Source organism: Streptomyces sp. NPDC053493, from assembly GCF_044544825.1.
Lineage (GTDB): Bacteria > Actinomycetota > Actinomycetes > Streptomycetales > Streptomycetaceae > Streptomyces.
On record NZ_JBITXS010000001.1, the window covers coordinates 596,966 to 623,931 of the forward strand.

General features: G+C 73.2%; 27 protein-coding genes. 14 read left to right on the forward strand and 13 right to left on the reverse strand.

Annotated elements, in window-relative coordinates:
- Positions 1–5 precede the first annotated feature (5 nt).
- From ACIGO8_RS02580 to ACIGO8_RS02595, 4 genes are all read right to left on the reverse strand, one after another.
- On the reverse strand, positions 6–1,736 hold the full coding sequence (locus ACIGO8_RS02580) for an ABC transporter substrate-binding protein (RefSeq protein ID WP_399722968.1): 1,731 nt from the start codon (positions 1,734–1,736) through the stop codon (positions 6–8).
- A gap of 161 nt (positions 1,737–1,897) precedes the next feature.
- On the reverse strand, positions 1,898–1,993 hold the full coding sequence (locus ACIGO8_RS02585; protein ID WP_399722970.1) for an Ms4533A family Cys-rich leader peptide: 96 nt from the start codon (positions 1,991–1,993) through the stop codon (positions 1,898–1,900).
- Between the two features lie 101 nt (positions 1,994–2,094).
- Positions 2,095–3,417 (reverse strand): DUF3152 domain-containing protein, encoded by a 1,323-nt coding sequence (locus tag ACIGO8_RS02590; protein WP_399722972.1) that lies wholly within the window; start codon positions 3,415–3,417, stop codon positions 2,095–2,097.
- Positions 3,418–3,425: 8 nt separating this feature from the next.
- The gene (locus tag ACIGO8_RS02595; RefSeq protein WP_399722974.1) at positions 3,426–4,409 is read right to left on the reverse strand and encodes an alpha/beta fold hydrolase; all 984 of its coding nucleotides are present in this window, start codon (positions 4,407–4,409) and stop codon (positions 3,426–3,428) included.
- Positions 4,410–4,559: 150 nt separating this feature from the next.
- Between ACIGO8_RS02595 and ACIGO8_RS02600 the strand changes: the two genes are divergently transcribed.
- The 4 genes from ACIGO8_RS02600 to ACIGO8_RS02615 all read left to right on the forward strand — a co-directional run bounded on the left by ACIGO8_RS02600 (position 4,560) and on the right by ACIGO8_RS02615 (position 6,541).
- Complete coding sequence (locus ACIGO8_RS02600) at positions 4,560–4,775, forward strand: hypothetical protein (RefSeq protein ID WP_399722976.1); 216 nt, start codon at positions 4,560–4,562, stop codon at positions 4,773–4,775.
- A 261-nt stretch (positions 4,776–5,036) separates the two neighbouring features.
- The gene (locus ACIGO8_RS02605) at positions 5,037–5,696 is read left to right on the forward strand and encodes a TetR/AcrR family transcriptional regulator (RefSeq protein ID WP_399722978.1); all 660 of its coding nucleotides are present in this window, start codon (positions 5,037–5,039) and stop codon (positions 5,694–5,696) included.
- A gap of 136 nt (positions 5,697–5,832) precedes the next feature.
- The gene (locus ACIGO8_RS02610) at positions 5,833–6,060 is read left to right on the forward strand and encodes a DUF3107 domain-containing protein (protein ID WP_399722980.1); all 228 of its coding nucleotides are present in this window, start codon (positions 5,833–5,835) and stop codon (positions 6,058–6,060) included.
- A 211-nt stretch (positions 6,061–6,271) separates the two neighbouring features.
- A complete protein-coding gene (locus tag ACIGO8_RS02615; RefSeq protein ID WP_399722982.1) occupies positions 6,272–6,541 on the forward strand; it encodes a hypothetical protein in 270 nt (89 codons plus the stop codon).
- Positions 6,542–6,650: 109 nt separating this feature from the next.
- Here ACIGO8_RS02615 and ACIGO8_RS02620 read toward each other — a convergent pair whose 3' ends face one another.
- A complete protein-coding gene (locus ACIGO8_RS02620) occupies positions 6,651–7,382 on the reverse strand; it encodes a ferritin-like fold-containing protein (RefSeq protein ID WP_399722983.1) in 732 nt (243 codons plus the stop codon).
- A 479-nt stretch (positions 7,383–7,861) separates the two neighbouring features.
- Here ACIGO8_RS02620 and ACIGO8_RS02625 point away from each other — a divergent pair, with 479 nt between their 5' ends.
- Together ACIGO8_RS02625 and ACIGO8_RS02630 are read left to right on the forward strand one after the other, a co-directional pair.
- Positions 7,862–10,798, forward strand: a complete 2,937-nt coding sequence (locus ACIGO8_RS02625) for a DEAD/DEAH box helicase (RefSeq protein WP_399722985.1) — start codon at positions 7,862–7,864, stop codon at positions 10,796–10,798.
- Between the two features lie 99 nt (positions 10,799–10,897).
- Positions 10,898–11,878: an alpha/beta fold hydrolase gene (locus ACIGO8_RS02630; RefSeq protein ID WP_399722987.1), complete on the forward strand. Its 981-nt coding sequence runs from the start codon at positions 10,898–10,900 to the stop codon at positions 11,876–11,878.
- Here ACIGO8_RS02630 and ACIGO8_RS02635 read toward each other — a convergent pair.
- Positions 11,796–12,713, reverse strand: a complete 918-nt coding sequence (locus ACIGO8_RS02635) for an NYN domain-containing protein (RefSeq protein WP_399722988.1) — start codon at positions 12,711–12,713, stop codon at positions 11,796–11,798. The genes ACIGO8_RS02630 and ACIGO8_RS02635 overlap by 83 nt on opposite strands.
- 108 nt (positions 12,714–12,821) lie before the next feature.
- On the opposite strand from ACIGO8_RS02635, the gene ACIGO8_RS02640 reads away from it, so the two are divergent.
- Entirely contained in the window at positions 12,822–12,974 is a 153-nt protein-coding gene (locus ACIGO8_RS02640) for a hypothetical protein (protein ID WP_399722990.1), read from the forward strand.
- A gap of 90 nt (positions 12,975–13,064) precedes the next feature.
- Here the strand turns inward: ACIGO8_RS02640 and ACIGO8_RS02645 are convergent, their stop codons facing one another.
- The 3 genes from ACIGO8_RS02645 to ACIGO8_RS02655 all read right to left on the reverse strand — a co-directional run bounded on the left by ACIGO8_RS02645 (position 13,065) and on the right by ACIGO8_RS02655 (position 15,546).
- Complete coding sequence (locus tag ACIGO8_RS02645) at positions 13,065–13,670, reverse strand: MarC family protein (protein WP_399722991.1); 606 nt, start codon at positions 13,668–13,670, stop codon at positions 13,065–13,067.
- 211 nt (positions 13,671–13,881) lie between these two features.
- The gene (locus tag ACIGO8_RS02650) at positions 13,882–14,742 is read right to left on the reverse strand and encodes a PHP domain-containing protein (protein ID WP_399722993.1); all 861 of its coding nucleotides are present in this window, start codon (positions 14,740–14,742) and stop codon (positions 13,882–13,884) included.
- Between the two features lie 165 nt (positions 14,743–14,907).
- Entirely contained in the window at positions 14,908–15,546 is a 639-nt protein-coding gene (locus ACIGO8_RS02655) for a DUF6758 family protein (protein ID WP_399722995.1), read from the reverse strand.
- 189 nt (positions 15,547–15,735) lie between these two features.
- Here ACIGO8_RS02655 and ACIGO8_RS02660 point away from each other — a divergent pair, with 189 nt between their 5' ends.
- The gene (locus ACIGO8_RS02660; RefSeq protein WP_399722997.1) at positions 15,736–16,977 is read left to right on the forward strand and encodes an MFS transporter; all 1,242 of its coding nucleotides are present in this window, start codon (positions 15,736–15,738) and stop codon (positions 16,975–16,977) included.
- 57 nt (positions 16,978–17,034) lie between these two features.
- Here the strand turns inward: ACIGO8_RS02660 and ACIGO8_RS02665 are convergent, their stop codons facing one another.
- Positions 17,035–17,625, reverse strand: a complete 591-nt coding sequence (locus tag ACIGO8_RS02665; RefSeq protein ID WP_399722999.1) for a suppressor of fused domain protein — start codon at positions 17,623–17,625, stop codon at positions 17,035–17,037.
- A gap of 442 nt (positions 17,626–18,067) precedes the next feature.
- On the opposite strand from ACIGO8_RS02665, the gene ACIGO8_RS02670 reads away from it, so the two are divergent.
- Both ACIGO8_RS02670 and ACIGO8_RS02675 read left to right on the forward strand, forming a co-directional pair.
- Entirely contained in the window at positions 18,068–19,201 is a 1,134-nt protein-coding gene (locus ACIGO8_RS02670; RefSeq protein ID WP_399723001.1) for a magnesium and cobalt transport protein CorA, read from the forward strand.
- A gap of 13 nt (positions 19,202–19,214) precedes the next feature.
- Complete coding sequence (locus ACIGO8_RS02675; protein ID WP_399723003.1) at positions 19,215–19,730, forward strand: hypothetical protein; 516 nt, start codon at positions 19,215–19,217, stop codon at positions 19,728–19,730.
- 52 nt (positions 19,731–19,782) lie between these two features.
- Here the strand turns inward: ACIGO8_RS02675 and ACIGO8_RS02680 are convergent, their stop codons facing one another.
- Together ACIGO8_RS02680 and ACIGO8_RS02685 are read right to left on the reverse strand one after the other, a co-directional pair.
- Positions 19,783–21,057, reverse strand: a complete 1,275-nt coding sequence (locus ACIGO8_RS02680; RefSeq protein WP_399723005.1) for an FAD-dependent oxidoreductase — start codon at positions 21,055–21,057, stop codon at positions 19,783–19,785.
- Complete coding sequence (locus ACIGO8_RS02685; RefSeq protein ID WP_399723006.1) at positions 21,054–21,848, reverse strand: alpha/beta fold hydrolase; 795 nt, start codon at positions 21,846–21,848, stop codon at positions 21,054–21,056. The genes ACIGO8_RS02680 and ACIGO8_RS02685 overlap by 4 nt, the downstream gene beginning before the upstream one ends.
- A gap of 131 nt (positions 21,849–21,979) precedes the next feature.
- Between ACIGO8_RS02685 and ACIGO8_RS02690 the strand changes: the two genes are divergently transcribed.
- On the forward strand, positions 21,980–22,855 hold the full coding sequence (locus ACIGO8_RS02690) for a helix-turn-helix domain-containing protein (RefSeq protein WP_399723008.1): 876 nt from the start codon (positions 21,980–21,982) through the stop codon (positions 22,853–22,855).
- Here ACIGO8_RS02690 and ACIGO8_RS02695 read toward each other — a convergent pair.
- Positions 22,828–23,634 carry a hypothetical protein gene (locus tag ACIGO8_RS02695; protein ID WP_399723010.1) on the reverse strand — a complete coding sequence of 269 codons (807 nt, stop codon included), beginning with the start codon at positions 23,632–23,634 and terminating at the stop codon, positions 22,828–22,830. The genes ACIGO8_RS02690 and ACIGO8_RS02695 overlap by 28 nt on opposite strands.
- 257 nt (positions 23,635–23,891) lie before the next feature.
- On the opposite strand from ACIGO8_RS02695, the gene ACIGO8_RS02700 reads away from it, so the two are divergent.
- Genes ACIGO8_RS02700 through ACIGO8_RS02710 form a run of 3 tightly spaced genes read left to right on the forward strand, consistent with a single transcriptional unit; the run spans position 23,892 to position 26,932 of the window.
- Positions 23,892–25,172: a magnesium transporter MgtE N-terminal domain-containing protein gene (locus ACIGO8_RS02700; protein ID WP_399723012.1), complete on the forward strand. Its 1,281-nt coding sequence runs from the start codon at positions 23,892–23,894 to the stop codon at positions 25,170–25,172.
- Positions 25,165–25,755 (forward strand): DUF1003 domain-containing protein, encoded by a 591-nt coding sequence (locus tag ACIGO8_RS02705; RefSeq protein WP_399723013.1) that lies wholly within the window; start codon positions 25,165–25,167, stop codon positions 25,753–25,755. The genes ACIGO8_RS02700 and ACIGO8_RS02705 overlap by 8 nt, the downstream gene beginning before the upstream one ends.
- Before the next feature lie 43 nt (positions 25,756–25,798).
- Positions 25,799–26,932, forward strand: coding sequence for an Mrp/NBP35 family ATP-binding protein (locus ACIGO8_RS02710; protein WP_399723015.1), 1,134 nt, complete (start codon positions 25,799–25,801; stop codon positions 26,930–26,932).
- The last annotated feature ends 34 nt before the right edge of the window (positions 26,933–26,966 follow it).

Below are 26,966 nucleotides of genomic sequence, written 5' to 3' on the forward strand. Positions count from 1 at the left end.
GGCGGTCACTTGACCGCGACCTGCGAGATGTCGAGGACGCCGGTCCAGTCGCTGATGACGACGTTCTTGACGTTCTTGCCGACGAGCCGCTTGTAGACGGGGTGGAAGAGCGGCACGTCGAGCGCCTGCTCGCCGATCTTCTTGTCGAGCGCACCCCAGCGGGCGGCGGCGGCCGTGAGGTCGGTGAGCTTGTTGATCTCGTCGATCTCCTGGTTGACCGCCGGGTCGTTCAGCTGGGCGTGGTTGTAGTTGGAGCCGTTGGTGACGATCTGCCGGCCGTCGAAGATCGGCGCGAGGAAGGGTCCGCCGGCCGGCCAGTCGGCGCCCCAGCGGGAGAGGAAGAAGCCGGGCGCGTCCTTGACGCTCCAGCGCTTCTCGTTGAAGGAGTTGGGCTCCTGGCCGTCGAGCTTGACCGTGATGCCGGCCTTGGCGAGCGCCTCCTGGACGGCGGTGGCGATCTCGGGGCTGGTGGTGCGGTTCTGGGCGGTGGAGTGCAGCAGCGTGACGGTCAGGCCGTTCGGATAGCCGGCCTCCTTCAGGAGTTCCCGGGCCTTGGCCGGGTTGCCGGCCGGGCCCGCCGGGAAGTGGTCGTAGGCGGTGAAGCCGAAGGCCTTCTGCTCGGGCAGGAAGGTGGTGGCGGGCTCGGCGAGCGCGGAGCCGCCGGCGGCGTTGACGACGCTGGTGCGGTTGACCGCGTAGGAGATGGCCTGGCGGACCTTGATGTTGTCGAAGGGCTTCACCTTCGGGTTGAAGGCGATGTAGTTGGTGAAGCCGAAGTGGCCGGTGCCGACGCGGGAGGTCAGCTCCTTGTCCGAGCCGAGCTGGGCGAGTTCGGCGGGGCCGAGGTTGGTGTCGGTGGTGACGGCGGAGGCGTCGCCGCCGGCGGAAGTGGCCAGCCGCTGGTTGATGACGGCCTCGTCCAGGCCGGAGCGGACGTCGATCCGGTCCGGGTAGGCCTTGCGCTCGGCGTCGGTCTTCGGGTCCCAGTGCGGGTTGCGCTCCAGGACGAGGTGCTCGCCGTCGTTCTCGTTCTTGACGACCTTGTACGGGCCGGAGGAGACCGGGTGATCCTCGTACTTGGCGCCGGTGTCCTTGGCCTTGGGAACGGGTGCGAACTGCGTCTGGGTGGCGACGAAGGGGAACTCGCCCTCGGGCTTGCGCAGCTTGAAGACGATGGTCTTCGGGTCGGGCGTGACGACGGAGGCGAGGCCCTTCGGGTCCTTGTAGGGGCCCTGGTAGGTGTCGCCGCCGACGAGCCAGTCGCGCAGGTAGGGCGCGCCGCCGGAGAGTTCGGCGGCGAACGAGCGCTCGATGCCGTACTTGACGTCGGCGCTGGTGACGGGCGTGCCGTCCTCGTACTTCAGCCCGTCCTTGAGGGTGAACGTCCACTCGGTGGCGTCCTTGTTGGGGCGGCCGGTGTCGGTGGCGAGGTCGGGGACGACCTTGGTGCCGGCGGCGCCCGCCTCGCGGTTGCGGGTGGTGAGCGTACGGAAGACGAGGGAGGGGACGTTGCCGCCGCCGGAGGTGTAGAGCCGGGCCGGGTCGAAGTCGCTCTGGGCCTCGGCGTTGAGGACGGTGAGGGTGCCGCCCTTGCGCGGCGCGCCGTCCGCGCCCTTGCCGGCGGTGCCGTTGCCGGCGGCGTCCTGCGGTCCGGCGCAGGCGGCGGCGCCCGAGGCCAGGACGAGACTGACGGCGGCCGCTGCCACGCGGCGCGAGATGACGGACGATGGACGCATCGGAGGAAGCCTCTCCAGGTGAACTGCGGGAATGGGAAAGGGAATTCCGCAGGCACGGAGAAACAGCCCGAAACGAGGAGGGATGCGCGCGCCCGCGGAGAAGAACCCGGGCGCGGGAGGAAGCGGCGATGAGGAAAGGGCCGACGTGCGCGCGGGCTGCGTCAGCGACAGAGGATGTCGGCGACCGCGTGTCCGGTCACGCCGAAGAGCGCCAGCTCAAGGGCGGCGCGATCGGAGGCGACGGGACGGTGCGACATGCCGAGAAATATGGACGACCGTCCGGGTGATGTCAACGCGCGGACACCCGTTTCCGAGACGCCCGTTCCGATATGCGGACACACGTGGATCGGACGGCCCGTCAACTTCCGGGGTGCACCCAGGGGTTGGGGCGGCACTTGATGCCGTCGATGTCCAGCGACTTGGTCTGCTGCTGCATCACCGGGGCGAGCGCGCCGGGCGTGCGGCAGCTCACATGGCCGTGTCCGAGCCGGTGGCCGACCTCGTGGTTGATGAGCATCTCGCGGTAGGCGTACATGGCCTGCGGACCGAAGGTCTCCGAGCCCTGCGCCCAGCGGAAGGCGTTGATCATCACGCGCTCGGTGGAGGCGGAGTCGCAGGAGACGTTGTCGACGGTCGTGTCCAGACCGGACTTCCGGCACCAGTCGCCGGTGGTCCCGGGGCTGGCCAGGGTGATCACGAAGTCGGGCCGGCCGCTGGAGATCCGCTCGAAGGCCATCTCGCCGTTCCCGGCCCAGCTGCGCCGGTCGTTGAGGGTCTTCTGGACCGCCTGCGCGAACAGTCCGCCGTCGAGCCCGAGCCCCTTCTCCACGTCCACCCGGTAGCGGATCTTGCGGCCCTTTCCGGGCGCCTTGTCGAAGCCGGGCACGGCCTCGAAGTCACCCGACGCGTCCAGCTTCGGGTCGATGGGGAACTGGCGGGTCATCAGCTGCTCGTACGTCGGCGGCGCGGCCTCGACCGGACGCTCCGGGACCGCGCGGTCGTCGGAACGGGAGGCCGGGCTCGCGGCGCCGTCCCGGCCGGCGGACTCGTCCGCCGTGCGGGACCGGGGCGCGGCCTCGGTGTCGCGGGCGGTGACCTGGCCGGCGACGACGACGGCGAGGACGGTGGTGACGGCGGCGGCCGCGATGCCGGTGAGCGTACGGCCCATGCCGCCGGTCCTGGCGGGCTGCCGGCGCTCGTCCGCCTCGGGAGTCTCCTCCGGGTGCCCGGCGGTCGTGTCCACCGGCTGTCCGGCGGGACCGGACGGGCGGCGCTGTCCGGGTATGCGGGGCCCGGCGGGCCCGGCGGGCGCGGTGGCGGCAGCCGTGGCGCCGTAGGGACGACGGGCGGCGCGCGGCGTGCCCTCGTCGTGGGCCGGGTGGCCGCCGCGTACGGAGGCGCCGGCGGTGTCCTCGGGGCCCCGGTGACGCGGAGTGCCGTGGCGGGGCGTGTCGTACGCCTGCGGGATGCCGTGGGCGGGCGTGTGCGGGACCTGCGGGATGCCGTGGCCCGGCGTGTCGTACGGGCCCGGCGTGCCGAGTCCGGGTGTGTCGTACGGTCCCGAGGGCCGCTGGCCCTCCGTCCTTCGGCGTCGCCCCGTCCCCGGCCCCGGCCCCTCGGCCTCCCGCTGCCCGGTGTCGGCCACCGGGGCGGCGGGCCCCTTGCGACTATGTCGTCCCACGGTCCGGATCAGCTCCCGCCCTCGGCCGAGGCCGCCCGCGCGGCATCGGTGATCAGCTCCCGTACCGCCGCGGCGACGGTCTCCGGATACTCCATCATCGCCACGTGCCCGGCGTCCGGGAGCGTCAGCAGACGCGAGCCGCGGAACGCGGCGGCCGCCCGGCGCGCCATCCGGTACGAGACGAGCTGGTCGCGCCCGCCGTAGACGAGCAGGGTCGGGGCGAGCACCCGCTCCGCCTGCCGCCACAGCCCGTGCTGGCCGCCCAGCGTGTAGGCGTCGACGATGCCGCGCGAGGAGCGCGCCATCGCGTCCCAGAAGTACGGCAGCTCCAGGCGCCGCTCCATCTCCTCGACGGCGTGCCGCAGGCCCTCGTCGGTGACCTGCTTCGGGTCTCCGTAACAAAGGGCGAGTACGGCGCGGACCCGCTGCTCGGCCGTCCAGCCCCGGGTGAGCCGGGCGAACAGCGAGGCGACGCCCGGCATCGCGAGCAGCGCGGTCGGCCAGGCGCTGCGCTGGGCGCGCAGCTCCGGCAGGGCGGGCGAGATCAGGGTGAGGGTGCGGACCAGGTCGGGCCGCACGGCGGCGATCCGGGTGGCGACCGCGCCGCCCATCGAGTTGCCGAGCAGATGGACCGGGCCGCGGCCGGCCGCGTCGAGCAGCCGGATGACCGCCCGGGCGTGTCCCGTCACGGAGTAGTTGCCGTCGTCCGGCGGCGGCGAGACGCCGAAGCCGGGCAGGTCGACCGCCTCGCCGTCGACCAGGCCGGACAGCAGCGGCATCAGGGCCGACCAGTTCTGCGAGGAACCGCCGAGCCCGTGCACGTACAGCGCGGGCGGCAGTCCCGGCCGGTCGCCGGGCCGCGCGCGCACGGTCAGCGTGAGCCCCGGAAGCGCCACGGAGCGCAGCTCCTCGCCGTCGGCGATCCGCACGGTGCGCGGCCGGGTCGCGGGCGGTGCGGCGGTCCGGGTTTCCGGCAGCTCGGTCGAGGACATGGCAGCGATATTACGAGACGATCACGCCCGGGCGTGTGTGGGTGGCGTCACAGGTTCGGGTGCGGCGCGCCGGAGGAACTCCTACTCTCGGAGATAAGGGTCATCGGACAGGACCCGCGGACCCGCACGCCGCACGCCGGAAGGAACCGCATGACTGTCGACCCGGACGAGCCGGACACATTCACCGAGAAAGAGGAAGACGTGCTCGACCAGGAGATCCCGGAGGCCGACGCGGCCGAACAGCACACCGAAATCCAGCAGCGTGAGGACGAGCCGCTGAGCCGGCTTCCGCACGACGCGGCCAACGACGCGGACGCGGTCGAACAGGCCCGTGTGGTCGCGCTGGACGAGGACGACTACCGCTGACGCCGGGCCCCGGCCCGCTCTCCTCTCGCGTTCCCTCGGGTGGGCATCCGTGGCGCCACCTGGGCGGATGACTACTCGGCGGTAGCCGAAGTCGTGCCCGCTGTTCTGTTCGGTTCCATGACCATCTCCTTGCCCGAAGCCTCTCGCCCCGGGCGTCCGGTCCGTGAAATTCTGCGTTCGCACCGCGCACAGCCGGGTTACCCAAAAGTACGATGGCGGCGCGACGCATATGCGCGCATGGATCGATTTTTGGGAGGCGGCGTGAGCGCCATCGAGCAGACAGAGGCAGCACGCCCGCGGGGCACGCGCCTGCCGCGCCGTGCCCGACGCAACCAGCTCCTCGGCGCGGCCCAGGAGGTGTTCGTCGCCCAGGGGTACCACTCGGCCGCCATGGACGACATCGCCGAGCGGGCCGGCGTCAGCAAGCCGGTGCTCTACCAGCACTTCCCGGGCAAGCTCGAGCTCTATCTCGCCCTGCTCGACCAGCACTGCGAGGCCCTGCTCCTGTCGGTGCGCACCGCCCTGGCGTCCACCACCGACAACAAGCTCCGGGTCGCGGCCACCATGGACGCCTACTTCGCGTACGTGGAGGACGAGGGCGGCGCCTTCCGGCTGGTCTTCGAGTCCGACCTGACCAACGAGCCCGCCGTGCGCGAGCGCGTCGACCGGGTCTCGCTGCAGTGCGCGGAGGCGATCTCCGAGGTGATCGCCGAGGACACCGGCCTGTCCCAGGACGAGTCCATGCTGCTCGCCGTGGGTCTCGGCGGCGTCTCGCAGGTCGTCGCCCGCTACTGGCTCTCCAGCGAGTCGCCGGTCGCCCGGGACAAGGCGGTCGCCCTGCTCACCTCGCTCGCCTGGCGCGGCATCGCGGGCTTCCCGCTGCACGGCGCGGACGGGCAGCTGAGCGCCGAAGGCCACTGAGCCGGACGGCCGCGGCGGCGGCTGTTCGCTCTTGGCGTTCCGAGCCCGCACCGTGTCCGTCCCCTCACCGGGCTAATGTGTGGCAGGTACGGCGCGGGACCCACGCGCAAGGCTGACCGTTCGGAGGGACATAGCCGTGGAGGTCAAGATCGGCGTGCAGCACGCACCCCGGGAGATCGTGCTGGAGAGCGGGCAGTCCGCCGAGGAAGTCGAGAGCGCGGTGGCCGAGGCGCTGGCCGGCAAGGCGCAGCTGCTCAGCCTGACGGACGAGAAGGGCCGCAAGGTCCTGGTGCCGGCCGACAAGATCGCGTATGTCGAGATCGGCGAGCCGGCGGTGCGCCGGGTGGGCTTCGGCGCGCTCTGAGCGACATCTGAAGGCCCGCGGAAGCGGCGAAGGCCCGGTGGACTCCGCGTCCACCGGGCCTTTCGTTCGCCCGCGTCCGCGGCCGCTTCGTGGGGCGTCCTCACCTGTCTGCCCACGTCAGGGGGTACGGGGAGGATTGTCATCCGGAGTGACCGGGTAGGACGGGTGTGACCGAACTGCCCGCCCCGCACCCCACGCGAGGTGATTCGCCGTGTTCCTGGAAGCCCTCGGTTCCGCCCTGCTCGGATTCGCCCTGGCCTGGGCCGCCGTGCACCGGCTCTCCGACCGCCTCCCCGCACGGGGTCGCGTCCTCGCCACGGGCACACTGGGCGGAGTATTCGGCGCCCTGGTGACGCACGGCGCGCTCGGGCCGGGACACTTCCTCGCGACCCTGATCGGCGCCGTCGCCGTGGCGGCGGTGCTGCTGTCGCTGCTGCTGCGCCCCGCCTCGCGCCGACTGCGCCGATCAGCCGCGGCCTGAGCGGGTCGGGTCCGAGCGCGTCGGGTTCGAGCGGATCCGGTCCGAGCGCGTCCGAACCGGTTTGGTCCGAGCGGGTCCGGTCCGGGCGGGTCGAGTCCGAGCGGGTCCGTCAGGCCGCGAGACCCAGCGCCGCCATGCGCTTGGTGTGCGCCTCGGTGATCCGGGAGAACATCCGGCCGACCTCGGCGAGGTCGAAGCCCGCGGCCATCCCGTCCACACCGCCGACCAGCATCGTCGACAGCGCGTCGCGCTCGGCGACCACGCGCTGCGCCTGGGAGAGGGCCTCGCCCATCAGCCGGCGGGCCCACAGGGCGAGCCGGCCGCCGACGCGCGGGTCGGCGTCGATCGCCGCGCGCACCTTCTCCACGGCGAAGTTGCCGTGGCCGGTGTCGTCGAGCACGGAGAGCACCAGGGCGCGGGTGTCGGCGTCGAGGCGGGCGGCGACCTCGCGGTAGAAGTCGCTGGCGATCGAGTCGCCGACGTACGCCTTGACCAGACCCTCCAGCCAGTCCGACGGCGCGGTCTGGCGGTGGAAGTCGTCGAGCGCCTTGGCGAACGGCTCCATCGCGGCCGTCGGCTCGGCGTCCACGGCGGCGAGCCGGCCGCGCAGCTGCTCGAAGTGGTGGAACTCGGCGGAGGCCATCTTCGCCAGCTCCGCCTTGTCCGCGAGGGTCGGCGCCAGCTTGGCGTCCTCGGCGAGCCGCTCGAAGGCCGCGAGCTCGCCGTAGGCCAGCGCGCCGAGCAGGTCGATGACGGCGGCGCGGTACTGCGGTACGGCGGAGGCCGTCGCCCAGTCCTGGGCGGCGATACCGGTGGGTGTGGCGTTGTCAGGCGTCTCCATGAAGCGCACAATAGCCCGCTCCGCCGGACGGCCCGGGCCCCGGTGGGTGACTGTGACGGTGGCCTCGTCGGGAATTCTCCCAACACACATGCGCGATTCCGGGGTACAGTGGTAATGCGCCTGCTGAGTATGCGGACATGCTTTCGCACGTTCGGACGTACCCGGTGGGCCGACTCATGAATGAGGATGCCCGGTCGGTGGCCCGATCGGCTCCGGCCCGACAGCCCTTCCGGCGGCCTGCCGAAGGGTCCCTCAGCGGCAAGACGCTCGAGCGACGGCAGTGGTCCCGCGCCACCCGGCGGAGATCTCCCCGATCCCCCCGGAAGTTCCCGGCACGGTGAGACCCCTATCGCTCGCCTCGCGCCGCGTCTCACAGAAGAGGCAGCACCCTGACTACGTTCCGAGACCTCGGGATTCTTCCCGAGACGGCCGAGGCCCTGGAAGCCGTCGGCATCGTTTCCCCCTTCCCCATCCAGGAGATGACCCTTCCGGTCGCCCTCTCCGGCACCGACATCATCGGCCAGGCGAAGACCGGCACGGGCAAGACCCTCGGCTTCGGCCTCCCCCTCCTGGAGCGCGTCATCGTCCCCGCCGACGTCGAGGCGGGCCGGGCCAAGCCCGAGCAGCTGACCGACGCCCCGCAGGCGCTCGTCGTCGTCCCCACCCGCGAGCTCTGCCAGCAGGTCACCAACGACCTGCTCACCGCCGGCAAGGTGCGCAACGTGCGCGTCCTCGCCATCTACGGCGGCCGCGCCTACGAGCCGCAGGTCGAGGCCCTGAAGAAGGGCGTCGACGTGGTCGTCGGCACCCCGGGCCGCCTGCTCGACCTGGCCGGCCAGCGCAAGCTCGACCTCTCCCGCGTCAAGGCGCTCGTCCTGGACGAGGCGGACGAGATGCTCGACCTGGGCTTCCTGCCCGACGTCGAGAAGATCATGAACATGCTTCCGGCGAAGCGCCAGACCATGCTGTTCTCGGCGACCATGCCGGGCGCCGTCATCGGCCTGGCCCGCCGCTACATGTCGCAGCCCACGCACATCCGCGCCACCTCGCCGGACGACGAGGGCGCGACCCACCGCAACATCGCGCAGCACGTCTTCCGCGCCCACTCGATGGACAAGCCGGAGATGGTCTCGCGCATCCTGCAGGCCCGCGGCCGCGGCCTCGCGATGATCTTCTGCCGGACGAAGCGCACCGCCGCCGACATCGCCGAGCAGCTGGAGCGCCGCGGCTTCGCCTCCGGCGCGGTCCACGGCGACCTCGGCCAGGGCGCCCGCGAGCAGGCGCTGCGCGCCTTCCGCAACGGCAAGGTCGACGTGCTCGTCTGCACCGACGTCGCCGCGCGCGGCATCGACGTCGAGGGCGTCACCCACGTCATCAACTACCAGTCCCCCGAGGACGAGAAGACCTATCTGCACCGCATCGGCCGCACCGGCCGCGCGGGTGCGAGCGGTACGGCGATCACGCTGGTCGACTGGGACGACATCCCGCGCTGGCAGCTGATCAACAAGGCGCTGGAGCTGGACTTCAACGACCCGGTCGAGACGTACTCCAGCTCGCCGCACCTCTACACCCAGCTCGACATCCCCGAGGGCACCAAGGGCGTCCTGCCCCGCGCCGAGCGCACCCGCGCGGGCCTCGACGCGGAGGTGCTCGAGGACCTCGGCGAGCCCGGCGGCCGCCGTGGCCGCGGTCCGAAGCAGGACCGCGAGCGCACCGAGGAGCGCCCGGCCCGCACGCCGCGCCAGCGCCGCCGCACCCGTGGCGGGGCGGCGTCCGCCGAGGACACCGCCGTCGCGCCCGTCGCGACTCCGGAGACGGCCGAGGACGACGCTCCCGCGACGCCGCGACGCCCGCGACGCCGCCGCACCCGTGGCACCGGCCCGTCGGCCGGCATCCCGGTGGCCGGCGCCACCGCGTCCCCGGTCGCCGAGGCCGCGGTGACGGAGGCTCCCGCCGCCGACGCCCCGGCCGAGCCGCGCCGTCGCCGCAGCCGCGGCCGTACGGCGGAGTCGGCGGCCCCGGCCGTCGAGACCGCCGAGACCCCGGCCGCCGTCGAGACCCCGGCCGCCGTCGAGGCCGAGGCCACGCCGGCGCCGGCCGCCGACGCCGAGCCGCGCCGCCGCCGCTCGCGGGGCCGCGCCGCCGAGGCCCGTACGACCGAGGCCCCGGCCCCGGAGACCACGGCGCCCACCGCCGCGACCGACGCTCCGAAGGCCGCGACCGAGGCCGTCACGACCGACGCCCCGGCTACCGAAACCGCCACCGAGGCCCCGCGCCGCACCCGTGGCCGCGCCGCCGAGACCGTCACCACCGACGCCCCGGCAGCCGAAACCGCCACCGAGGCCCCGCGCCGCACCCGTGGTCGCGCTGCCGAAGGCCGTACCGGCGAGAGCCGGGCGCCGCGGGCCCGCGTGGCCGCCGCCGCTCCGGTGGAGACGCCGGCGCCGCGGCGCCGTCCCGCGCGGCGTCGCCCGGTCGAGGACACGGTGACGTTCCAGACCGTGGAGACGGCGGCCGCCGCGCTCGCCGCCACCACCAGCAGCACCGGCACCAGCACCGGCACCACCGGCACCGGCACCGGCACGACCGCCGGCACCACCAAGACCGCGACCGTGCCCGCGCAGGCCGTCGAGGAGCCCAAGGCTCCCGTCGCCTCCGTGCCGGCACAGGCCACCGAGCCGACGGCGCCCCGCGGTCGCCGGCGGGTGACCCGGCCCGCGACCCACACGGCCGCGCCGGCCGAGGCTCCGGCCGCCGCGCCCGTCGAGGCTCCCGTCGCCGCACCGGTCGAGGAGCCCAAGCCGGCCCGTCGCCGGGCGACCCGCCGGGTCTCCAGCCCGGTGACGTCGACCTCGGCCGCCGAGGTCGTGGTGATCGTCGAGGCGGCGCCCGCCGCCGCGACCGCCGCCGCGCCGGTGGAGGCCGTCGAGGCGCCGAAGAAGGCCGCCCCGCGCAAGCGGACCGCCAAGAAGGCCGTCGCCGAGCCGGCCGTGACCGAGGCCGCCGACACCGTCGAGGCGCCCGAGGCCGCTCCGAAGGCTCCGCGCAAGCGGGCCGCCGCCAAGAAGACGGCCGAGCCGGTCGGAACGGCGGTCGAGACCGTGGCGGAGCCCGCGACCGAGCCCGCCGCCGAGGCGCCGAAGAAGGCCCCGCGCAAGCGGGTCGCCAAGAAGGTCGCCGAGGCCGTCGCGGAGGTCGTCGAGGCCGCCCCGAAGGCCCCGCGCAAGCGCGCCGCCAAGAAGGCCGTCACGGCCGAGGCGCCGGACGCGTCGGAGCCGCAGAGCACGACCCGCCGTCGCACGACCCGCAAGGCCGCCGCCGCGCCGGTCGAAACCGGGGCCGCCGAGGCCGCCGAGGCCGCTCCGAAGGCTCCGCGCAAGCGGGCCGCGAAGAAGGCCGCCCAGCCGGAGGCCTGAGCAGGCGGTTCCGCCGTACCGCCGCGGCCCGGTCCCTCACCCGAGGGGCCGGGCCGCGGCGCGTTCGGGACCGGTCACGCTCCCGGTTACAGTCCCTGTATGAGCAAGCCCCGCTCCCTGGCGCTGCCGCCCCGCACCCGTGCCTACCGGCTCTCCACCGCGCGGGGCGACTTCGCCGTCCTCGACACCGCGCCGCCCGCCGGCACGCGGCCGCACGGGACCGCGCTGCTGCTGCCCGGCTACACCGGCAGCAAGGAGGACTTCCTCGCGCTGCTCGGCCCGCTCAGCGAGGCGGGCTATCGCGCCGTCGCCGTCGACGGGCGCGGCCAGCACGAGACGCCGGGCCCGCGCGGCCGGGCCGCCTACCGCCGCAAGGCGCTCGCGCTGGACGCCGTGGCGCAGGCTGCGGCGCTCGGCGACGGGCCCGTCCATCTGCTCGGGCACTCGTTCGGCGGTCTGGTGGCCCGCGCGGCGGCCGCCCTCGCGCCGGACGCGTTCGTCTCGCTGACGCTGCTGTCCTCGGGCCCGGGCCGGGTCGCGCGGCCCCAGCGGATCCGGGTCCGGGCGCTGCGCGGCGCGCTGGCGCTGCTGCCGAAGGAGCGGGTGTGGCAGGCGACCCGCTGGCTGGACAGCCGGGGCGAGGAGCCGGACGCGGCGGATCCGCCGGAGCTGGTGCGGTTCCTGCGCCGCCGCTGGATGCGCACCCGGATCGCGCAGCTGGCGGGCGCGGGCCGGCTGCTGCTCGCCGACCCGGACGGCACGACGGCGCTGAGCGGTCTGCCGCTTCCGCTGCACATCGCCTACGGCGACGAGGAGATGGTGTGGCCGGTGGCGGACCTGGCGGCGGCGGCCGCGCGTACCGGCGCGCACCACACGGTGGTGGCGGGCGCCGGCCACTCCCCCAACGTCTCGCATCCGGCCGAGCTGGCAGCCGGCCTCGCCGCGTTCTGGGACGCGGTCCCGGAGCTGGTCAGCGCCGGTGCGCGGGCGGCGGGCGCTAGTACTGGGCCCGCAGGTGCTGCCAGAAGCCGTCCCGCAGGGACCGGCGGAGGGCCGCGTGGCCGCGCAGGGACCGGCTGAGCAGCCGTTCCGCCTCGACGAGGAGTTCCTGGTCGACGGGGCCGGGCAGATAGGGCTGGCCGGGCAGGAGTTCGGCGAGCTGGTCGCGGCCGCGTTCGGCGAGCCAGGTGGCGGCGATCTGGGCGCCGATGAAGCGGACCTCCTCGCGTGAGGGCGGCGGCTCGCCCTCGTTCTCGTACAGCGTGACCGGCTTGCGCGTCACGTAGGGCCGGCAGAAGTCGAGGTCGAAGACCCGCTGGCTGTCGACCTCCCACAGCAGCGGCTCGGCCTGGTTGCTGCCCTCGGCGGCCTCGATGCCCCACAGGTGGACGCGGGCGCCGTAGCCCTGGGCGGCCTCGACGGCGGAGACGAGGTCCTCGTCGCCGCCGACGAGGGCGGCGTCGCTGATGGCGCGGTGCCGGGCGAGGGACTCCAGATCGGTGCGGATGAGGGAGTCGACGCCCTTCTGCTGGTTGTTGGAGTTGAGGTTGCCGAGGCGGACCTTGACGTCGGGCAGTTCGGCGACGGCCTGCTGCTCGGCGGTGTGGATACGGCGCCGGGCACCGTCGTACCAGTAGACGCGCAGCAGCCGGCTGTCGGCGAAGATCGTGCGCGCGGTGTCGATGAAGGCGTCGATCAGGCCCTCGGCGTCGAGGTCGAAGTTGCGCCGGTCCTCGGTGCCCGCGACCAGCAACCCGGCGGAAGCATAGACGTAACCGGCATCGACGAAGATGGCGTGGGTAGAAGGGGTTTTGGCCACTTCGGCCAGCATGCGCTGGAGGAGCTCGTTGGTGCGCTCCAGGCGGGCTTCGAGCCCGTCAAGACCGTCCCTCCCTACCGATGAGTAGTTAGTCATCCAAAAAATTTCCTTAGCGTAGGGAATGTTTGCAGGATGCATGCCGTTGGACCCGTACGTAACGCAGTTCTCCACCTGGAGGATCAACTCAGACGAAGGGAGAAGCCCGTGCGCTTCGAAATCCTGCGACTCGACGACATCGACGGTACGCCCGTCGACCGGACCGTCGTGGACGCCGCCTCCGTCACCGGGATCGTGCAGCAGGCCGCAGCGATCGGCCAGCGCATCTGGATCCGGCCCGCCGACACCACGGCCTCGTAACGGCCACACCGCTTCCACGCACCGCGCCCCCGCACGGACTCCGCAGAGCCGGAATCCGTACGGGGGCGCAGTGGTGTGCGGGAGGGCGCGTCAGGCGCCATGGATGATCTGGGTGACGCCGTTGACGATCTGCTGGACCGCGATGGCGGACAGCATCATGCCGGCGAGCCGGGTCACGAGGACCACGCCGCCGTCCTTGATGACGCGGATGATCAGCAGCGAGTAGCGCATGGTCAGCCACAGCACCACGTGCATGGCGGCGATGGCGGCCCACACCGACACCTGCGAGGCGACGCTGTCCGCGTGCTGCACGGCGAGGATGACGGACACGATGGCGCCGGGCCCGGCGAGCAGCGGCATGCCCAGCGGTACGAGGGCGACGTTGACGTCCTTGGTCTGCTTCGGCTCGTCGGTCTTGCCGGTGAGCAGGTCGAGCGCGATCAGCAGCAGGAGCAGACCGCCCGCGATCATCAGGGCGGGGACGGAGACGTGCAGATAGGCCAGGATCTGCTGGCCGAGGATGCCGAAGACGGTGATGACGCCGAAGGCGACGGCCACGGCCTGCCAGGCCATGCGGCGCTGGACCTTGGCGGCGCGGCCGGAGGTGAGGGCGAGGAAGATCGGGGTGATCCCGGGGGGATCCATGATCACAAAGAGAGTCAGGAAGAGCGAGCCGAAGACGGCGACGTCGAACACGGTGAAGGGCCTTGCGGGAAAGGGGTGTACACGAAGATCCGGAACTGGGGGTTCCGGAGAGGGGGCAGGGCAGAGCCCCGCGCGGCGCGAAGAAGCGCGGAGTGAGGGTCCGAGGCGGAAGGCCGCGTCGGACGCGCGTCCGGGAGGCTCTCCCAGGTGCGCGCCCGGGAGGCTGTCCCGGTGCGCGCCCGCCGGGCGTGCGCCGGATGCGTCAGGCGCGTCCGCCGGCGCCCGGCACCGGGAAGGCGCCGGTGGCACGGCGGGTGATCTCGCCGTAGATCTCGGGGTCCGTCGTGAAGTCGCCGAGGCCGACGGTCTTGCGCGTGCCGTGATAGTCGCTGGAGCCGGTGGTCAGCAGGCCCAGCTCCTTGGCCAGGCCGCGCAACCGCGCCCGGGTCGGCTCGTCGTGGTCCATGTGGTCCACCTCGATGCCGTCGAGGCCGGCCTCGGCGAGGCGGGCTATCGCGGACTCGGGCACACACTCGCCGCGCTTGACGGCCAGCGGGTGGGCGAAGACGGTGACGCCGCCGGCCGCCTTGACCAGGCGGATCGCGTCGACCGGGTCCAGCTCGTGCTTCTCGACGTAGGCCCGGCCGCCGTCGGCCAGCCAGTCGAGCGTGAAGGCGCCGGAGACGTCGGGCACGACGCCCAGTTCGACGAGGGCCTCGGCGACGTGCGGGCGGCCCACGGAGCCGTCGCCGGCGATCCGGGCGACCTGCTCCCAGGTGACCGGGACGCCGAGTTCCTGGAGCTTGCCGACCATGGCGCGCGCCCGTGGCACCCGGTCGTCCCTGACCAGCTCGCGCTCGGCGAGCAGGGCGGGCTCCTCGGGATCGAAGAGATAGGCCAGCATGTGGAGGCTGACGCCGTCGTAGCGGCAGGAAAGTTCGGCGCCGGTGACGAGGGTGAGGCCCTCGGGCAGGGCGGCGGTCGCCTCCGCGTAGCCGCGGCTGGTGTCGTGGTCGGTCAGCGCGACCACGTCGAGCCCGGCGGCCGCGGCGTTGCGCACGAGCTCGGCCGGGGTGTCCGTGCCGTCGGAGGCCGTGGAGTGGGTGTGCAGATCGATGCGCACGACGCGGGACTCCAGGGGTTCGGGACGGACGGGGCGGACGCTCCAGCATAACGGGCGAATCGAACACGCACGTACGGATTCGCCAAAGCCGTCACCCCTTACCCGACCCGGTCGGGCTCGGTCGGACGCGGGCGCCCGGGCGGGGTACGCCCGGGCCAACACCCTCTACGTGAGCAGCCTCGGCGTCAGCGCGCCGCACGGCAGCAGCTCCACCTCCGCGCCCGCGTCCCGCAGGTCGGTCAGGACCAGCTCGTCGTACATCAGCAGGCCGGACTGCTCGGGCCAGACGATCGCCCACAGCCACAGGCCGCGCGCCTCGCCGGCGAAGACGGCGCGGTCCCGCGGGGCGCCGTTGACGTGCCAGAGCGGGGTCGGCCGGCCGGCCGCGAGCACCTTCACCTGGGGCGGCTTGTCGATCGACATGCCGTGCCCCGGGTCCGGTCCGTCCATGCCCGCGTACCGCGCGCCGAGGCCGACGCCGAGCTCCTCGGCGACGAGCAGCAGTTCCCCGATGCCGCCGAGCGGGCCGGGTCCGGAGCACGCCACGGCGGTCGCCCGACCGCCGCTGCGGTCGTCACCGGCGTACGAGACCCCGGTGAAGAGCCATCCGACGGGCAGCGGCCACGGCATCCACACCGGCACGTGGGCGCGGTTCACCACGACACCGAGGCCCTCGACGCTGGGTGGGATCACGGGCTGGAGCGGGTGCACCGAGCCGTGCACGTCGCACTGCCAGGAGTCGGCGAAGAGACCGGGCGCCCTGACCCGGCCACCGCACTTCGGGCAACTGGGTTCGCCCCTCATAGGGCTCAACGGTCCTACCACGGGCGCCCCGCGTCAAGGACGATCACCCGTCCGGCCCGAGAGTTCACCCCGCCCGACCATTCCGTCCCATGAGCCCCGTGCGCACACATAGGTGTAGCTTGCATTCATTAGATCGGCTAACTTATTCTGTGTATATCGCAACCATCTCGACGGGCGGAGGAGTTCGGCATGAGGAGAGCGGAAGACACCTTCGACGAGGGCGCCACCGGCGGCGGCATCCTGCGCCAGCCGCCCGCCGTCTGGGCCACGGCCGGCGCGTCCGTCGTCGCCTTCATGGGCATCGGCCTGGTCGACCCGATCCTGCCCTCGATCGCCCAGGGCCTGCACGCCACACCCAGCCAGGTGTCGCTGCTCTTCACCTCGTACTTCCTGATCACCGCCGTCGCGATGCTGGTCACCGGCTTCGTCTCCAGCCGCATCGGCGGCCGCCGGACGCTGCTCGCCGGCCTCGCCCTCGTCGTCGTCTTCGCGGGCCTCGCCGGCACCTCCGACACCGTCGGCCAGCTCGTCGGCTTCCGGGCCGGCTGGGGCCTCGGCAACGCGCTCTTCGTCTCGACCTCGCTCGCCGTGATCGTCGGCGCGGCGGCCGGCGGCAGCGCGGCGGCGATCCTGCTGTACGAGTCGGCGCTCGGCCTCGGCATGGCCTGCGGGCCGCTGCTCGGCGCCGTCCTCGGCGACGCCAGCTGGCGCTACCCGTTCTTCGGCACCGCCGCCCTGATGGCGATCGGCTTCCTGTGCATCACGGTCTTCCTGAAGGAACAGCCGAAGCCGGCCCGCACGACCTCACTGCTCGACCCGCTCAGGGCCCTGGGCCACGGCGGTCTCGCCTCGGCCGCCGCCTCCGCGTTCTTCTACAACTACGCGTTCTTCACGGTGCTCGCGTTCACGCCGTTCGTGCTGGACATGACGCCGTACAAGTCGGGCGCCGTCTTCTTCGCCTGGGGCGTGCTGCTGGCCGTCTTCTCGGTGCTCGTCGCGCCCCGGCTGCAGCGGCGCCTCGGCTCGCTCACGGTGCTCGGCGGCTCACTGGTGCTGCTCGCGGCCGACGTCGTGGTCCTCGGCTACGGCGGCCACACCACCGCGGTCGTCTGCACCGTCCTGTCGGGCGCCTTCATCGGCGTCAACAACACCGTCTTCACCGAGCTGGCGCTCGGCGTCTCCGACGCGCCGCGCCCGGTGGCGAGCGCGGGCTACAACTTCGTCCGCTGGTTCGCGGCGGCCGCCGCCCCGTACCTCGCGCCGAAGATCGAGGAGTGGAGCGACGTCCACATGCCGTTCGTGGTCGCGGGCGTCGCCGCGGTCATCGGCGCGGGCATCGTGTGGGTCCGGCGCGCCGCCCTCACCCACGAGGCCGCGGAACTGGCCCCGCGCCACGCGACGGAGGACGGCGTCACGGCCTTCGCGGGCTAAGGCCGGTCCGCGGCCGCCCGGCCTGGCCCGGTTCACCCGGCTTCCGCTCGCCGCGGTTCAGTCCAGCGGCACCGACCTGCGCAGTGGATCGCGCAGGTCGGTGCCGTTCGTCAGCCAGCGCTCCTCCAGGGCCTGCGCGCCGTGCACCCGCTTCCACGCCGCCTCGTTCGAGGTCATCGGCAGCAGCGGCAGGAACCGCACCGGATCCATCGGGTCGTCCAGGTCCAGGTCCTCGACCAGACCGCCCGGCTCGGCGACGAGCACCGAGCTGAACGGCGCGCCCGGCCACAGCGGCTCGCCGACGTCCAGCGAGGCGCCCGGGGCCACGACCACGCCCTCCACCTGCGGCGTGGCGGCCAGCACCGCGAGCGGGCGCAGCACCTTGTCGGTGTCGGCGCGCCCGAGCCGTACGGAGAGCACCAGCTCCGCGCGCGGGCCCTTCACCGGGTCGGCGAGCGCGGAGGTCGGATCGGCCATCGGCTGCGCCGACATGCCGAGCGTCGCGTAACGCACCAGGCCGGCGTCGGTGTCCACGAAGCGCAGCACCTCGATGCGGTCGGTGCCGAGGAAGGTGATGGCGGCCCGTGCGTCCGGCTCGCCGAGGGCCGTACGGAGCCGGGCCTCGACCAGAGCAAGAATTTCTCCCATGTCGCGAGCATAAAGCGCGTATGGAACGGGCAAAGTAAGGGATTGACCCTCAGTCGGCTGATAGTCTTGGCCACTGGTCGGGATTCCCGACTGCTCGTCACACGACACGTCATCCCTCACGAGGGACCGGCCGGAGGAGGTGGGACTGCGATGGATCGAAGTCGATCGGGCAGTACCAGCCGCTCTTCCGCCGAGCCGCACCCGAGCCCGGTGCGTTTCTCCCTTCGGTGACCCGAGGATCCCGTCAGCCCTGACAGCACGGTCACGGCCGCCTCCTCTCCGGCATCGCGCACGACGGAAGAGCACCTCTCTTTGCCTGTCCGTAGCGAACGCCGTCATCGCGATCCTCCGGTGCCGCCCGCTTTGTGGACGACGTAGCTCCACGTCCTCATTCCGGGCTGTGCCACGCTCGCCGACGGCCTCTCCGTGAAGGAGCACGCCCATGTCGATGATCCGTGACCTCCGCGCCGCCGTCCGGCCCTCTCTGCGGCACCCGCTGCGCAAGGCCGGCACCACCTCTCCGTACGCCAACTACGACGCCACCCGCGACCCGACGGCCGCCACCGCCGTCGTCGACTGCGCCGTCTACCGCGACGGGCGCCGGGTCGACGACCGGGCGTGCCTGACGCCGCGCGGCGCGATGCGGCAGGTACGGGAGAGCGGCGGCTTCGCGTGGATCGGCCTGCACGAGCCGACCGAGGCCGAATTCGCCGGTATCGCCGCCGAGTTCGGGCTGCACCCGCTCGCCGTCGAGGACGCCGTGCACGCCCACCAGCGGCCCAAGCTGGAGCGGTACGACGACACCCTCTTCACCGTCTTCAAGACGATCCACTACGTCGACCACGCCGAACTCACCGCCACCAGCGAGGTCGTGGAGACCGGCGAGGTGATGGTCTTCACCGGCCCCGACTTCGTCATCACCGTCCGGCACGGCGGGCAGGGCTCGCTGCGCAACCTCCGCCACCGCCTGGAGGGCGAGCCGGAGCTGCTCGTCAAGGGCCCCTCGGCGGTCCTGCACGCCATCGCCGACCACGTCGTCGACGGCTACATCGCGGTCGCCGACGCCGTCGAGCTCGACATCGACCAGATCGAGATCGACGTCTTCTCGCCGCCCGCCAAGGGCTCGACGCGCGGCACCGACACCGGCCGGATCTATCAGCTCAAGCGCGAGGTGCTGGAGTTCAAGCGGGCCGTGTCGCCGCTGCTGCGCCCGATGCAGCTGCTCAGCGAGCGGCCCATGCGGCTGGTCGACCCGGACATCCAGAAGTACTTCCGGGACGTCGCCGACCACCTCGCCCGCGTCCAGGAGCAGGTCGTCGGCTTCGACGAACTGCTCAACTCGATCCTCCAGGCCAACCTGGCGCAGGCGACCGTCGCGCAGAACGAGGACATGCGCAAGATCACCTCCTGGGCGGCGATCGTCGCCGTCCCGACGGCGGTCTGCGGCGTGTACGGCATGAACTTCGACCACATGCCGGAGCTGCACTGGAAGTACGGCTATCCGATGGTGCTCGGCGGCATCGCCGTCATCTGCTTCGCCATCCACCGCACCCTCAAGCGCAACGGCTGGCTGTAGATAGGCTTCGGCCATGACCGATCAGTCGCTCGGGCCCGCCCTCGTCGAGGAGGCCACCAAGAAGTCCGGCCTCATCTGGGTCCGGGGCGAGGCCCCGGCCGCCCGGGCGCTGTGGCACGTCTGGCACGACGGCGCCGCGCACGTCGTCGGCGACGGCCCGGGCGAGCAGCCGCTGCCCGGCCTGGTCGACGGCGGTACGGCCGAGGTGACCGTACGCAGCAAGGACAAGGGCGGCCGGATCGTCGCCTGGACCGCGGCCGTACGGGAGGTGCCGGCCGGCACCGAGGAGTGGGACGCGGCCGTCGCCGAGCTGAAGGGCAAGCGGCTGAACGCCCACGACGGCGAGGCGATGCCGGAGCGCTGGGCCCGCGAGTGCCGGGTCGTACGGCTCGACCCGCGCTCCTCGACCACCGACCTGCCGGACGGCTCGCTGGCCGCCGCACCGCTGCCGTCGCCCGGCATCACGCGCCGGCCGGTCCCGGCCGGCCTGCCGAAGCTGCTGCTCAAGAAGCGCCGCCGCAAGAGCTGACGCCTCCGCCGGCCCCGGCCCCGGGACGGCGGTCACGGCCGTGGGAGCACCGTCACGGGCCGGCCCCGGGCGCGCCCGTCCGGCCGCCCCGGTCTCCGGGCCCGGCGGCCGCCGGCGGGTAGTCGTCGACGGTCACCGCGTCGTAGTGCCGCGCGCTCCTGGTGGTGAGGCGGACCAGGGCACGGGCGGGGCGGGCGGGCAGGGCGGAGATCAGGCGGGCGCCCTGGGCCAGTCCCCGCACGCCGAGGCGGGAGGTGGGGATCAGGGTCTTCGCCGCGCTCAGCCCGACCGCGCGGCTGCCGCGCACGTGCTCGGCCATGACCCGCTCGTAGGCGGCGAAGGCGCGCTCGTGATCGCCGCCCGCCCGCGCCAGCTCCCCCGCGAGGACGTACGCGCCGACGACCGCCAGCGTGGTGCCGCCGCCGACGACCGGCCCGGGGCAGTAGCCCGCGTCGCCGACGAGCGTGACCCTGCCCCGCGACCAGGTGTCCATACGGAGCTGGGTGAGCGAGTCGAAGTAGAACGCCGGGCTGCCGTCGAGCTCGTCCAGCCAGCGGTCCACGTCGGCGTGCAGGCCGGCGAACGCGCCGCGCAGCAGCTCCTTCTGCCGGGGCACGTCGCGGTGGTGCACGCCGAGCTCGCGCTCGCTCCGGAACAGGAACAGCGCCCGTGCGTCGCCGAGGTGCCGCGCGCCGTACATGCCTGCGGTGCGGCCGACGCCGACGTGCAGCAGGAGCTCGCCGTCGAGGTCCGCGCGGTTCGGCAGGCTGAGCACGCCGAAGTAGGCGCCGATGAAGGCGGTGAAGCGGGACTCCTCGCCGAAGACGAGACGGCGCACGGTGGAGTGCAGCCCGTCCGCGCCGACCACGAGGTCGAAGCGGCGCGGCGCGGCGTTCTCGAACCGGGCCTCGCCGTCGGGAGACAGCGCGGTGACCGAGTCGCCGAAGAGGAACTCGACGTCGTCGCGCACGGCGTCGTAGTAGATCTCGCTCACATCGTCCCGCATGATCTCGACGTGCCGACCGGAGGCGGCGCCGAAGATCTTGGAGAGGTCGGCCCGGACCGGGCGCCGTGAGCCCTCGCCGTGGACCGTCATCCGGCTGGTGCCGATGGCCCGCTCCTCGACGCGCGGGAGCACGCCCATCCGCTCCGTGACGGTCGTCGCCGGCCGGAACAGGTCGACGGCGTGGCCGCCGGTCCTGCGCGGAGCGGGCGCGCGCTCGACCACGGTGACGCAGAAGCCGTGCCGGGTGAGCCAGTAGGCCAGGACGAGTCCGGCGATGCCGCCGCCGGAGACGAGGACCCGCAGGCCGCCTGCCCTGGTCATACGGGCCGCCGGGCGGCGTGGAGCGCGGCGAAGGGCAGCAGCGGGGCGGCGGTGCGCGGCGGGTCCTCCAGCAGGGGCGAGTGACCGAGGCCGGCCAGCAGCTCGATCCGAGCGCCGGGAACGGCGCGGTAGGCCAGGGCCGACGAGGACCGCCAGCGCCGGTCGTCCGCGCCGAAGACCACCAGCAGCGGCTTGCCCAGGACCGCGAGCCGGTCCGGCAGCGTCCGCTCCTCCAGGTAGGCGCGGGTGGCGGCCGTCGTGGCGGCGAAGCTGTGCGGGGTCATGAGGCGGACGTCGTCGAGGAGTTCCTCCGGGATCCGGTAGCCGGCGCGGCTGACGGCCGTGGCCGCGAAGCCGCGGAGCTGCTCGTCGGACGGCGGCCACTGCGTGGGGCCGCTCGGGGCGGCCCGCGGTGCGAGGAAGGCGTCCAGGCAGGGCCCGGTGTTGATCAGGGCGAGCGCGCTCACCAGGTCGGGCCGCTCCTCGGCGAGGGCGGTGGCGACCACGCCGCCGCTGGAATGCCCGACGACCAGGGCCTGCCCGACGCCGAGCCGGTCGAGCACGGCGCCGGCCCGGCGTGCCTGGTCCGGCACGGCGTAGCCGGGGCCGGCGGGTTTGGCCGACCGGCCGTGCCCGAGGAGGTCGACCCGGATGACGCGGTGCGTTCCGGTCAGCAGCGGGACCAGCGGGTCCCAGGAGCGGGTCGAGGAGGCGGACCCGTGGAGGAGCAGGAGGGCGGGGGCGTCGCGGGGCCCGTCCTCGCACACGTGGAGGTCGTCGCAAGCGGTCATGGGCTCACTGTCGCGCCGGCGCGCGCGGGTGGCTTGGACGAATGTTCCCGGCGCCGTGGTCCGCGCACGACCGGTGCACGGCCCTGGGTGGGGCCCAGGGCGCCGGCGCGCGGCTCTCGTAGCATGGGCCGATGCAGACGTTCGCGCACGGGGCGGCCACGTGGGACGTCGAGTGCCCGCGGCGGCCCGGCCGGGCGACCGGTGTCACCATGGCCGGTTTCCGCGTCCGGGACCTGGAGGCGCTGCGGATCGTCCCGCACCCGGCCGTGACGCTGCTCCTGGACTTCGGCGACGGCTCGCCCGTCGTCGACGGTGCGGCGGGCCGGCAGGAGCGGGGAAGCGTCGTCGCCGGCCCCGGCACCGGGTCGGGCGGCGCGGTGTGGGCGCGGGGGAAGAACGTCGAGTGCGTGCAGGTACGGCTGTCGCCGGTCGTCGCCCGCGCGGTCCTGGGCGCCTCGCCCGCCGAACTCGACGGCGCCGTCGTGGCGTTGGGCGACCTGTGGGGCCGGGAGGCGTCACGGATCCGGGAGCGGCTGCGCGACGCCCCCTCGTGGCAGGACCGCTTCGCGTGGACGGACGCGCTGCTCGCGCGCCGGCACGAGGCAGGCCCGCCGGTGGACCCGGAGGTGGCCTGGGCCTGGCGGCGGATCGTCGGCAGCGGCGGCCTGGCCCGGGTCGACGCACTGGCGGCCGAGGTCGGGTGGAGCCGGAAGCGGCTGTGGTCCCGGTTCCGCTCGCAGCTCGGTCTGCCGCCCAAGCGGGCCGTGCGGCTGGTGCGTTTCGACCGGGCCGCGCACCGGCTGGTCGCGGGTGAGGGTGCGGCCCGGGTCGCGGCGGACACCGGCTACGCCGACCAGTCCCATCTGCACCGGGACGTCATGGCCTTCACCGGCGCGACTCCGGCGGCCGTGGCCGGCGAGCGCTTCCTCGCCGTGGACGAGCTCGCCTGGCCGGGCCGGGCGGCGGAACCGTCGTCGGCTCAGGTGCGGGGCAGCTGCTTGCCGTAGTCCAGGGTCTGGCCCTTGGCCGGCTCGGTGAGGGCGAAGTCCTTGTCCCAGTCGGAGAGGATGACGACGCCCGCGCCGCCGCCGCGCTCGAAGCGCAGCGGGAACGGCGTGCCCTCGAGGGAGACGTCGAGGGATCCGCCCTCGCCGTCCTCGCCGCCCTTGACGTTGATCGTGCGGATGCCGCCGATCTTGTCGTAGTCGCCCTTGGCGACGTCGCCGTGCAGCCCGATGAGGCCGTCGAGCAGCAGGTCCATGTCGGTGAAGCCGCGCAGCTGCTTGTACGAGGGATCGTCCTGCGGCACCTTCACGTACATGTCGTCGAGCTTGTCGGCGGCCTCGTCGCCGGCGTCGTCACTCGTGTCACCGCCCGCGTCACCACCGCCGGAGGGCGCGGACGACGGCTTCTCGTCGTGCGCCCAGAAGCCCGCGTCGGCCTTCAGATAGAGCGCCTCACCGACCCGCAGCAGCTCGAACGTGCTGTTCTTCGTCGTCACCGAGCCCGACGCGCCGTCCTGCTTCAGCCGCATGTTGAGCTTGTACGTGCCGCCCTTGCTGACCAGCGTGCCGGACAGCCGCACCGCCTTCGCCGCGTCGGCCGCCGACTGCGCCTTCTGCTCGATGGCCGTGGCCTCCAGCTTCCCGACGCCGTTGGTGCCCTCGTCCGGATCGGCGGCGCAGGCGGTCAGCGCCATGACGAGACCGGCGGACAGGGCCAGCGGCAGGGCGGCCGCGCGCGGGCGCGGTGACGACCACGAGGACGACGGACGGAGAACGGTCACCTGGGCGCCTCTCGAGTCGGTGGGGGACCCTGTGGGGTCGATACGGGCGGGGCGGGACGGGCCGGGCAGGCGGGACGTCCGGGAGCCGGTGGGGACGGCAAGACCGCAGCGTACCCGGGACGCGCCGCGGCCCCGCAGGCAGCCGGACGGGCGCTCTGCCGAAGCGCCGCGCATCGGCACGGGCTAGCCTGAACCCGGCAAGGCGGTCGAAGGCCGAGGACCGACCCGAATCGTGCGGCATCGAGGAGGCGCGTGGCATGGCGGCAGGCGCCCCCCGCATCTTCGTCTCCCATCTCGCCGGGGTTCCCGTCTTCGACCCGGTCGGCGACCAGGTCGGCCGGGTCCGCGACCTGGTGGCCATGCTGCGCGTGGGCCGCCGCCCGCCCCGGCTGCTCGGCATGGTCGTCGAGGTGCTGTCCCGGCGGCGGGTCTTCGTCCCCATGACCCGGATCACCGGTGTGGAGTCCGGCCAGGTCATCACCACCGGCGTGGTCAACATGCGGCGCTTCGAACAGCGCCCCACGGAGCGGCTCGTCCTGGGCGAACTGCTCGACCGGCGGGTGCGGCTCGTGGAGCCCGACGGCCGCGAGGGCGAGGAGGTGACCGTCCTCGACGTGGCCATCCAGCAGCTGCCGGCCCGACGCGACTGGGAGATCGACAAGGTCTTCGTACGCCGTGGCAAGGGCGGTGCGCTGCGCCGCAAGGGCGAGACGCTGACCGTGGAGTGGTCGGCCGTCACCGGCTTCTCGCTGGAGGAGCACGGTCAGGGCGCCGAGAACCTGGTCGCGACCTTCGAACGGCTGCGCCCCGCCGACCTCGCCAACGTGCTGCACCACCTGTCTCCCAAGCGCCGGGCCGAGGTGGCCGCCGCCCTCGACGACGACCGGCTCGCCGACGTCCTGGAGGAGCTGCCGGAGGACGACCAGATCGAGATCCTCGGCAAGCTGAAGGAGGAGCGGGCCGCCGACGTCCTGGAGGCGATGGACCCGGACGACGCGGCCGACCTGCTGTCCGAGCTGCCCGAGGAGGACAAGGAACGGCTGCTGACGCTGATGCAGCCGGAGGACGCGGCGGACGTGCGCCGGCTGATGGCGTACGAGGAGCGGACCGCGGGCGGTCTGATGACGACCGAGCCGATCGTGCTGCGCCCGGACGCCACCGTCGCGGACGCGCTCGCCCGGGTGCGCCAGCAGGACCTGTCGCCGGCGCTGGCCGCGCAGGTGTACGTGTGCCGGCCGCCGGACGAGACGCCGACGGGCAAGTACCTGGGCACGGTGCACTTCCAGCGGCTGCTGCGCGATCCGCCGTTCACGCTGGTCGGCTCGCTGGTGGACAGCGACCTGCCGCCGCTCGGCCCCGCCACCCAGCTGCCGGCCGTGACCAGCTATTTCGCCGCGTACAACCTGGTCGCGGCGCCGGTCGTGGACGAGAGCGGTTCGCTGCTGGGCGCGGTGACGGTGGACGACGTGCTCGACCACCTGCTGCCGGACGACTGGCGTGAGACGGAGTTCCACGAGGAGGGGGTCCACCGTGGCTGAGCGCACCCAGGAACGGGAGCGGGACCGCGAGCGGGAGCGGGAACGGGACCGCGCGCTGCCCCGGATCCGGCTCGACCAGCCGCGGATCCGGCGCCCGCGGCTGCTGCCGGAGTACGACCCGGAGGCCTTCGGGCGGCTGTCGGAGCGGATCGCCCGCTTCCTGGGGACGGGGCGCTTCATCGTCTGGATGACGGTGATCATCATCGCGTGGGTGGTGTGGAACATCGCCGCCCCGTCGCCGCTGAAGTTCGACGAGTACCCGTTCATCTTCCTGACCCTGATGCTCTCGCTGCAGGCCTCGTACGCGGCGCCGCTGATCCTGCTCGCGCAGAACCGGCAGGACGACCGGGACCGGGTCAACCTGGAGCAGGACCGCAAGCAGAACGAGCGCTCGATCGCCGACACCGAATACCTGACCCGGGAGATCGCGGCGCTGCGGATGGGCCTGGGCGAGGTGGCGACCCGCGACTGGATGCGCTCGGAGCTTCAGGACCTGCTCAAGGAGCTGGAACACCGGGAGGGAGAGCGCCGGGATCTATTCCCGGGTGACCATGCCCACGGAAGTGACGTTCCCGACCGTTGACAGGGCTTTCATGAGCCGGTGGTCGGCGCCGTACCATCTCCCTATGGCTACGGAAGACGCGGTGCGCGAAGCACTGGCGACGGTGAACGACCCCGAGATCAACAAGCCGATCACCGACCTCGGCATGGTCAAGTCGGTGGAGATCGGATCCGACGGGCGGGTCGCGGTCACGGTGTACCTGACGGTCTCCGGCTGCCCGATGCGCGACACCATCACCCAGCGCGTGACCGACGCCGTCTCCCGCGTCGAGGGCGTGACGGGCGTCGACGTGACGCTGGACGTGATGAGCGACGAGCAGCGCAAGGAGCTCGCCTCCGCGCTGCGCGGCACCACCGCCGAGCGCGAGGTGCCCTTCGCCAAGCCCGGCTCGTTGACCCGTGTCTACGCGGTCGCCTCCGGCAAGGGCGGTGTCGGCAAGTCCTCGGTGACGGTCAACCTGGCGGCGGCGATGGCGGCCGACGGCCTGAAGGTCGGTGTCGTGGACGCCGACATCTACGGCCACAGCGTGCCCCGCATGCTGGGCGTGGACGGCCGTCCGACCCAGGTCGAGAACATGATCATGCCGCCGTCGGCGAACGGCGTGAAGGTCATCTCCATCGGCATGTTCACCCCGGGCAACGCCCCGGTCGTGTGGCGCGGCCCGATGCTGCACCGCGCGCTCCAGCAGTTCCTCGCGGACGTGTACTGGGGCGACCTGGACGTCCTGCTGCTCGACCTGCCGCCGGGCACCGGTGACATCGCGATCTCCGTGGCGCAGCTGGTGCCGAACGCGGAGATCCTCGTCGTGACCACGCCGCAGCAGGCCGCGGCCGAGGTCGCCGAGCGGGCCGGTTCGATCGCCGTGCAGACCCACCAGAAGATCGTCGGCGTCGTGGAGAACATGTCGGGCATGCCGTGCCCGCACTGCGACGAGATGGTCGACGTGTTCGGCACGGGCGGTGGCCAGAAGGTCGCCGACGGCCTCACCAAGACCACCGGTGCGACCGTCCCGGTCCTCGGCTCCATCCCGATCGACGTCCGCCTGCGTGAGGGCGGCGACGAGGGCAGGCCCGTTGTCCTGGCCGATCCCGACTCGCCGGCCGGCTCGGCGCTCCGGACGATCGCCGGCAAGCTCGGCGGCCGCCAGCGCGGCCTGTCCGGCATGAGCCTGGGCATCACACCGAAGAACAAGTTCTAGGTCTCCCAGGCATGGCGAAGGGCGCCCCGTTCGC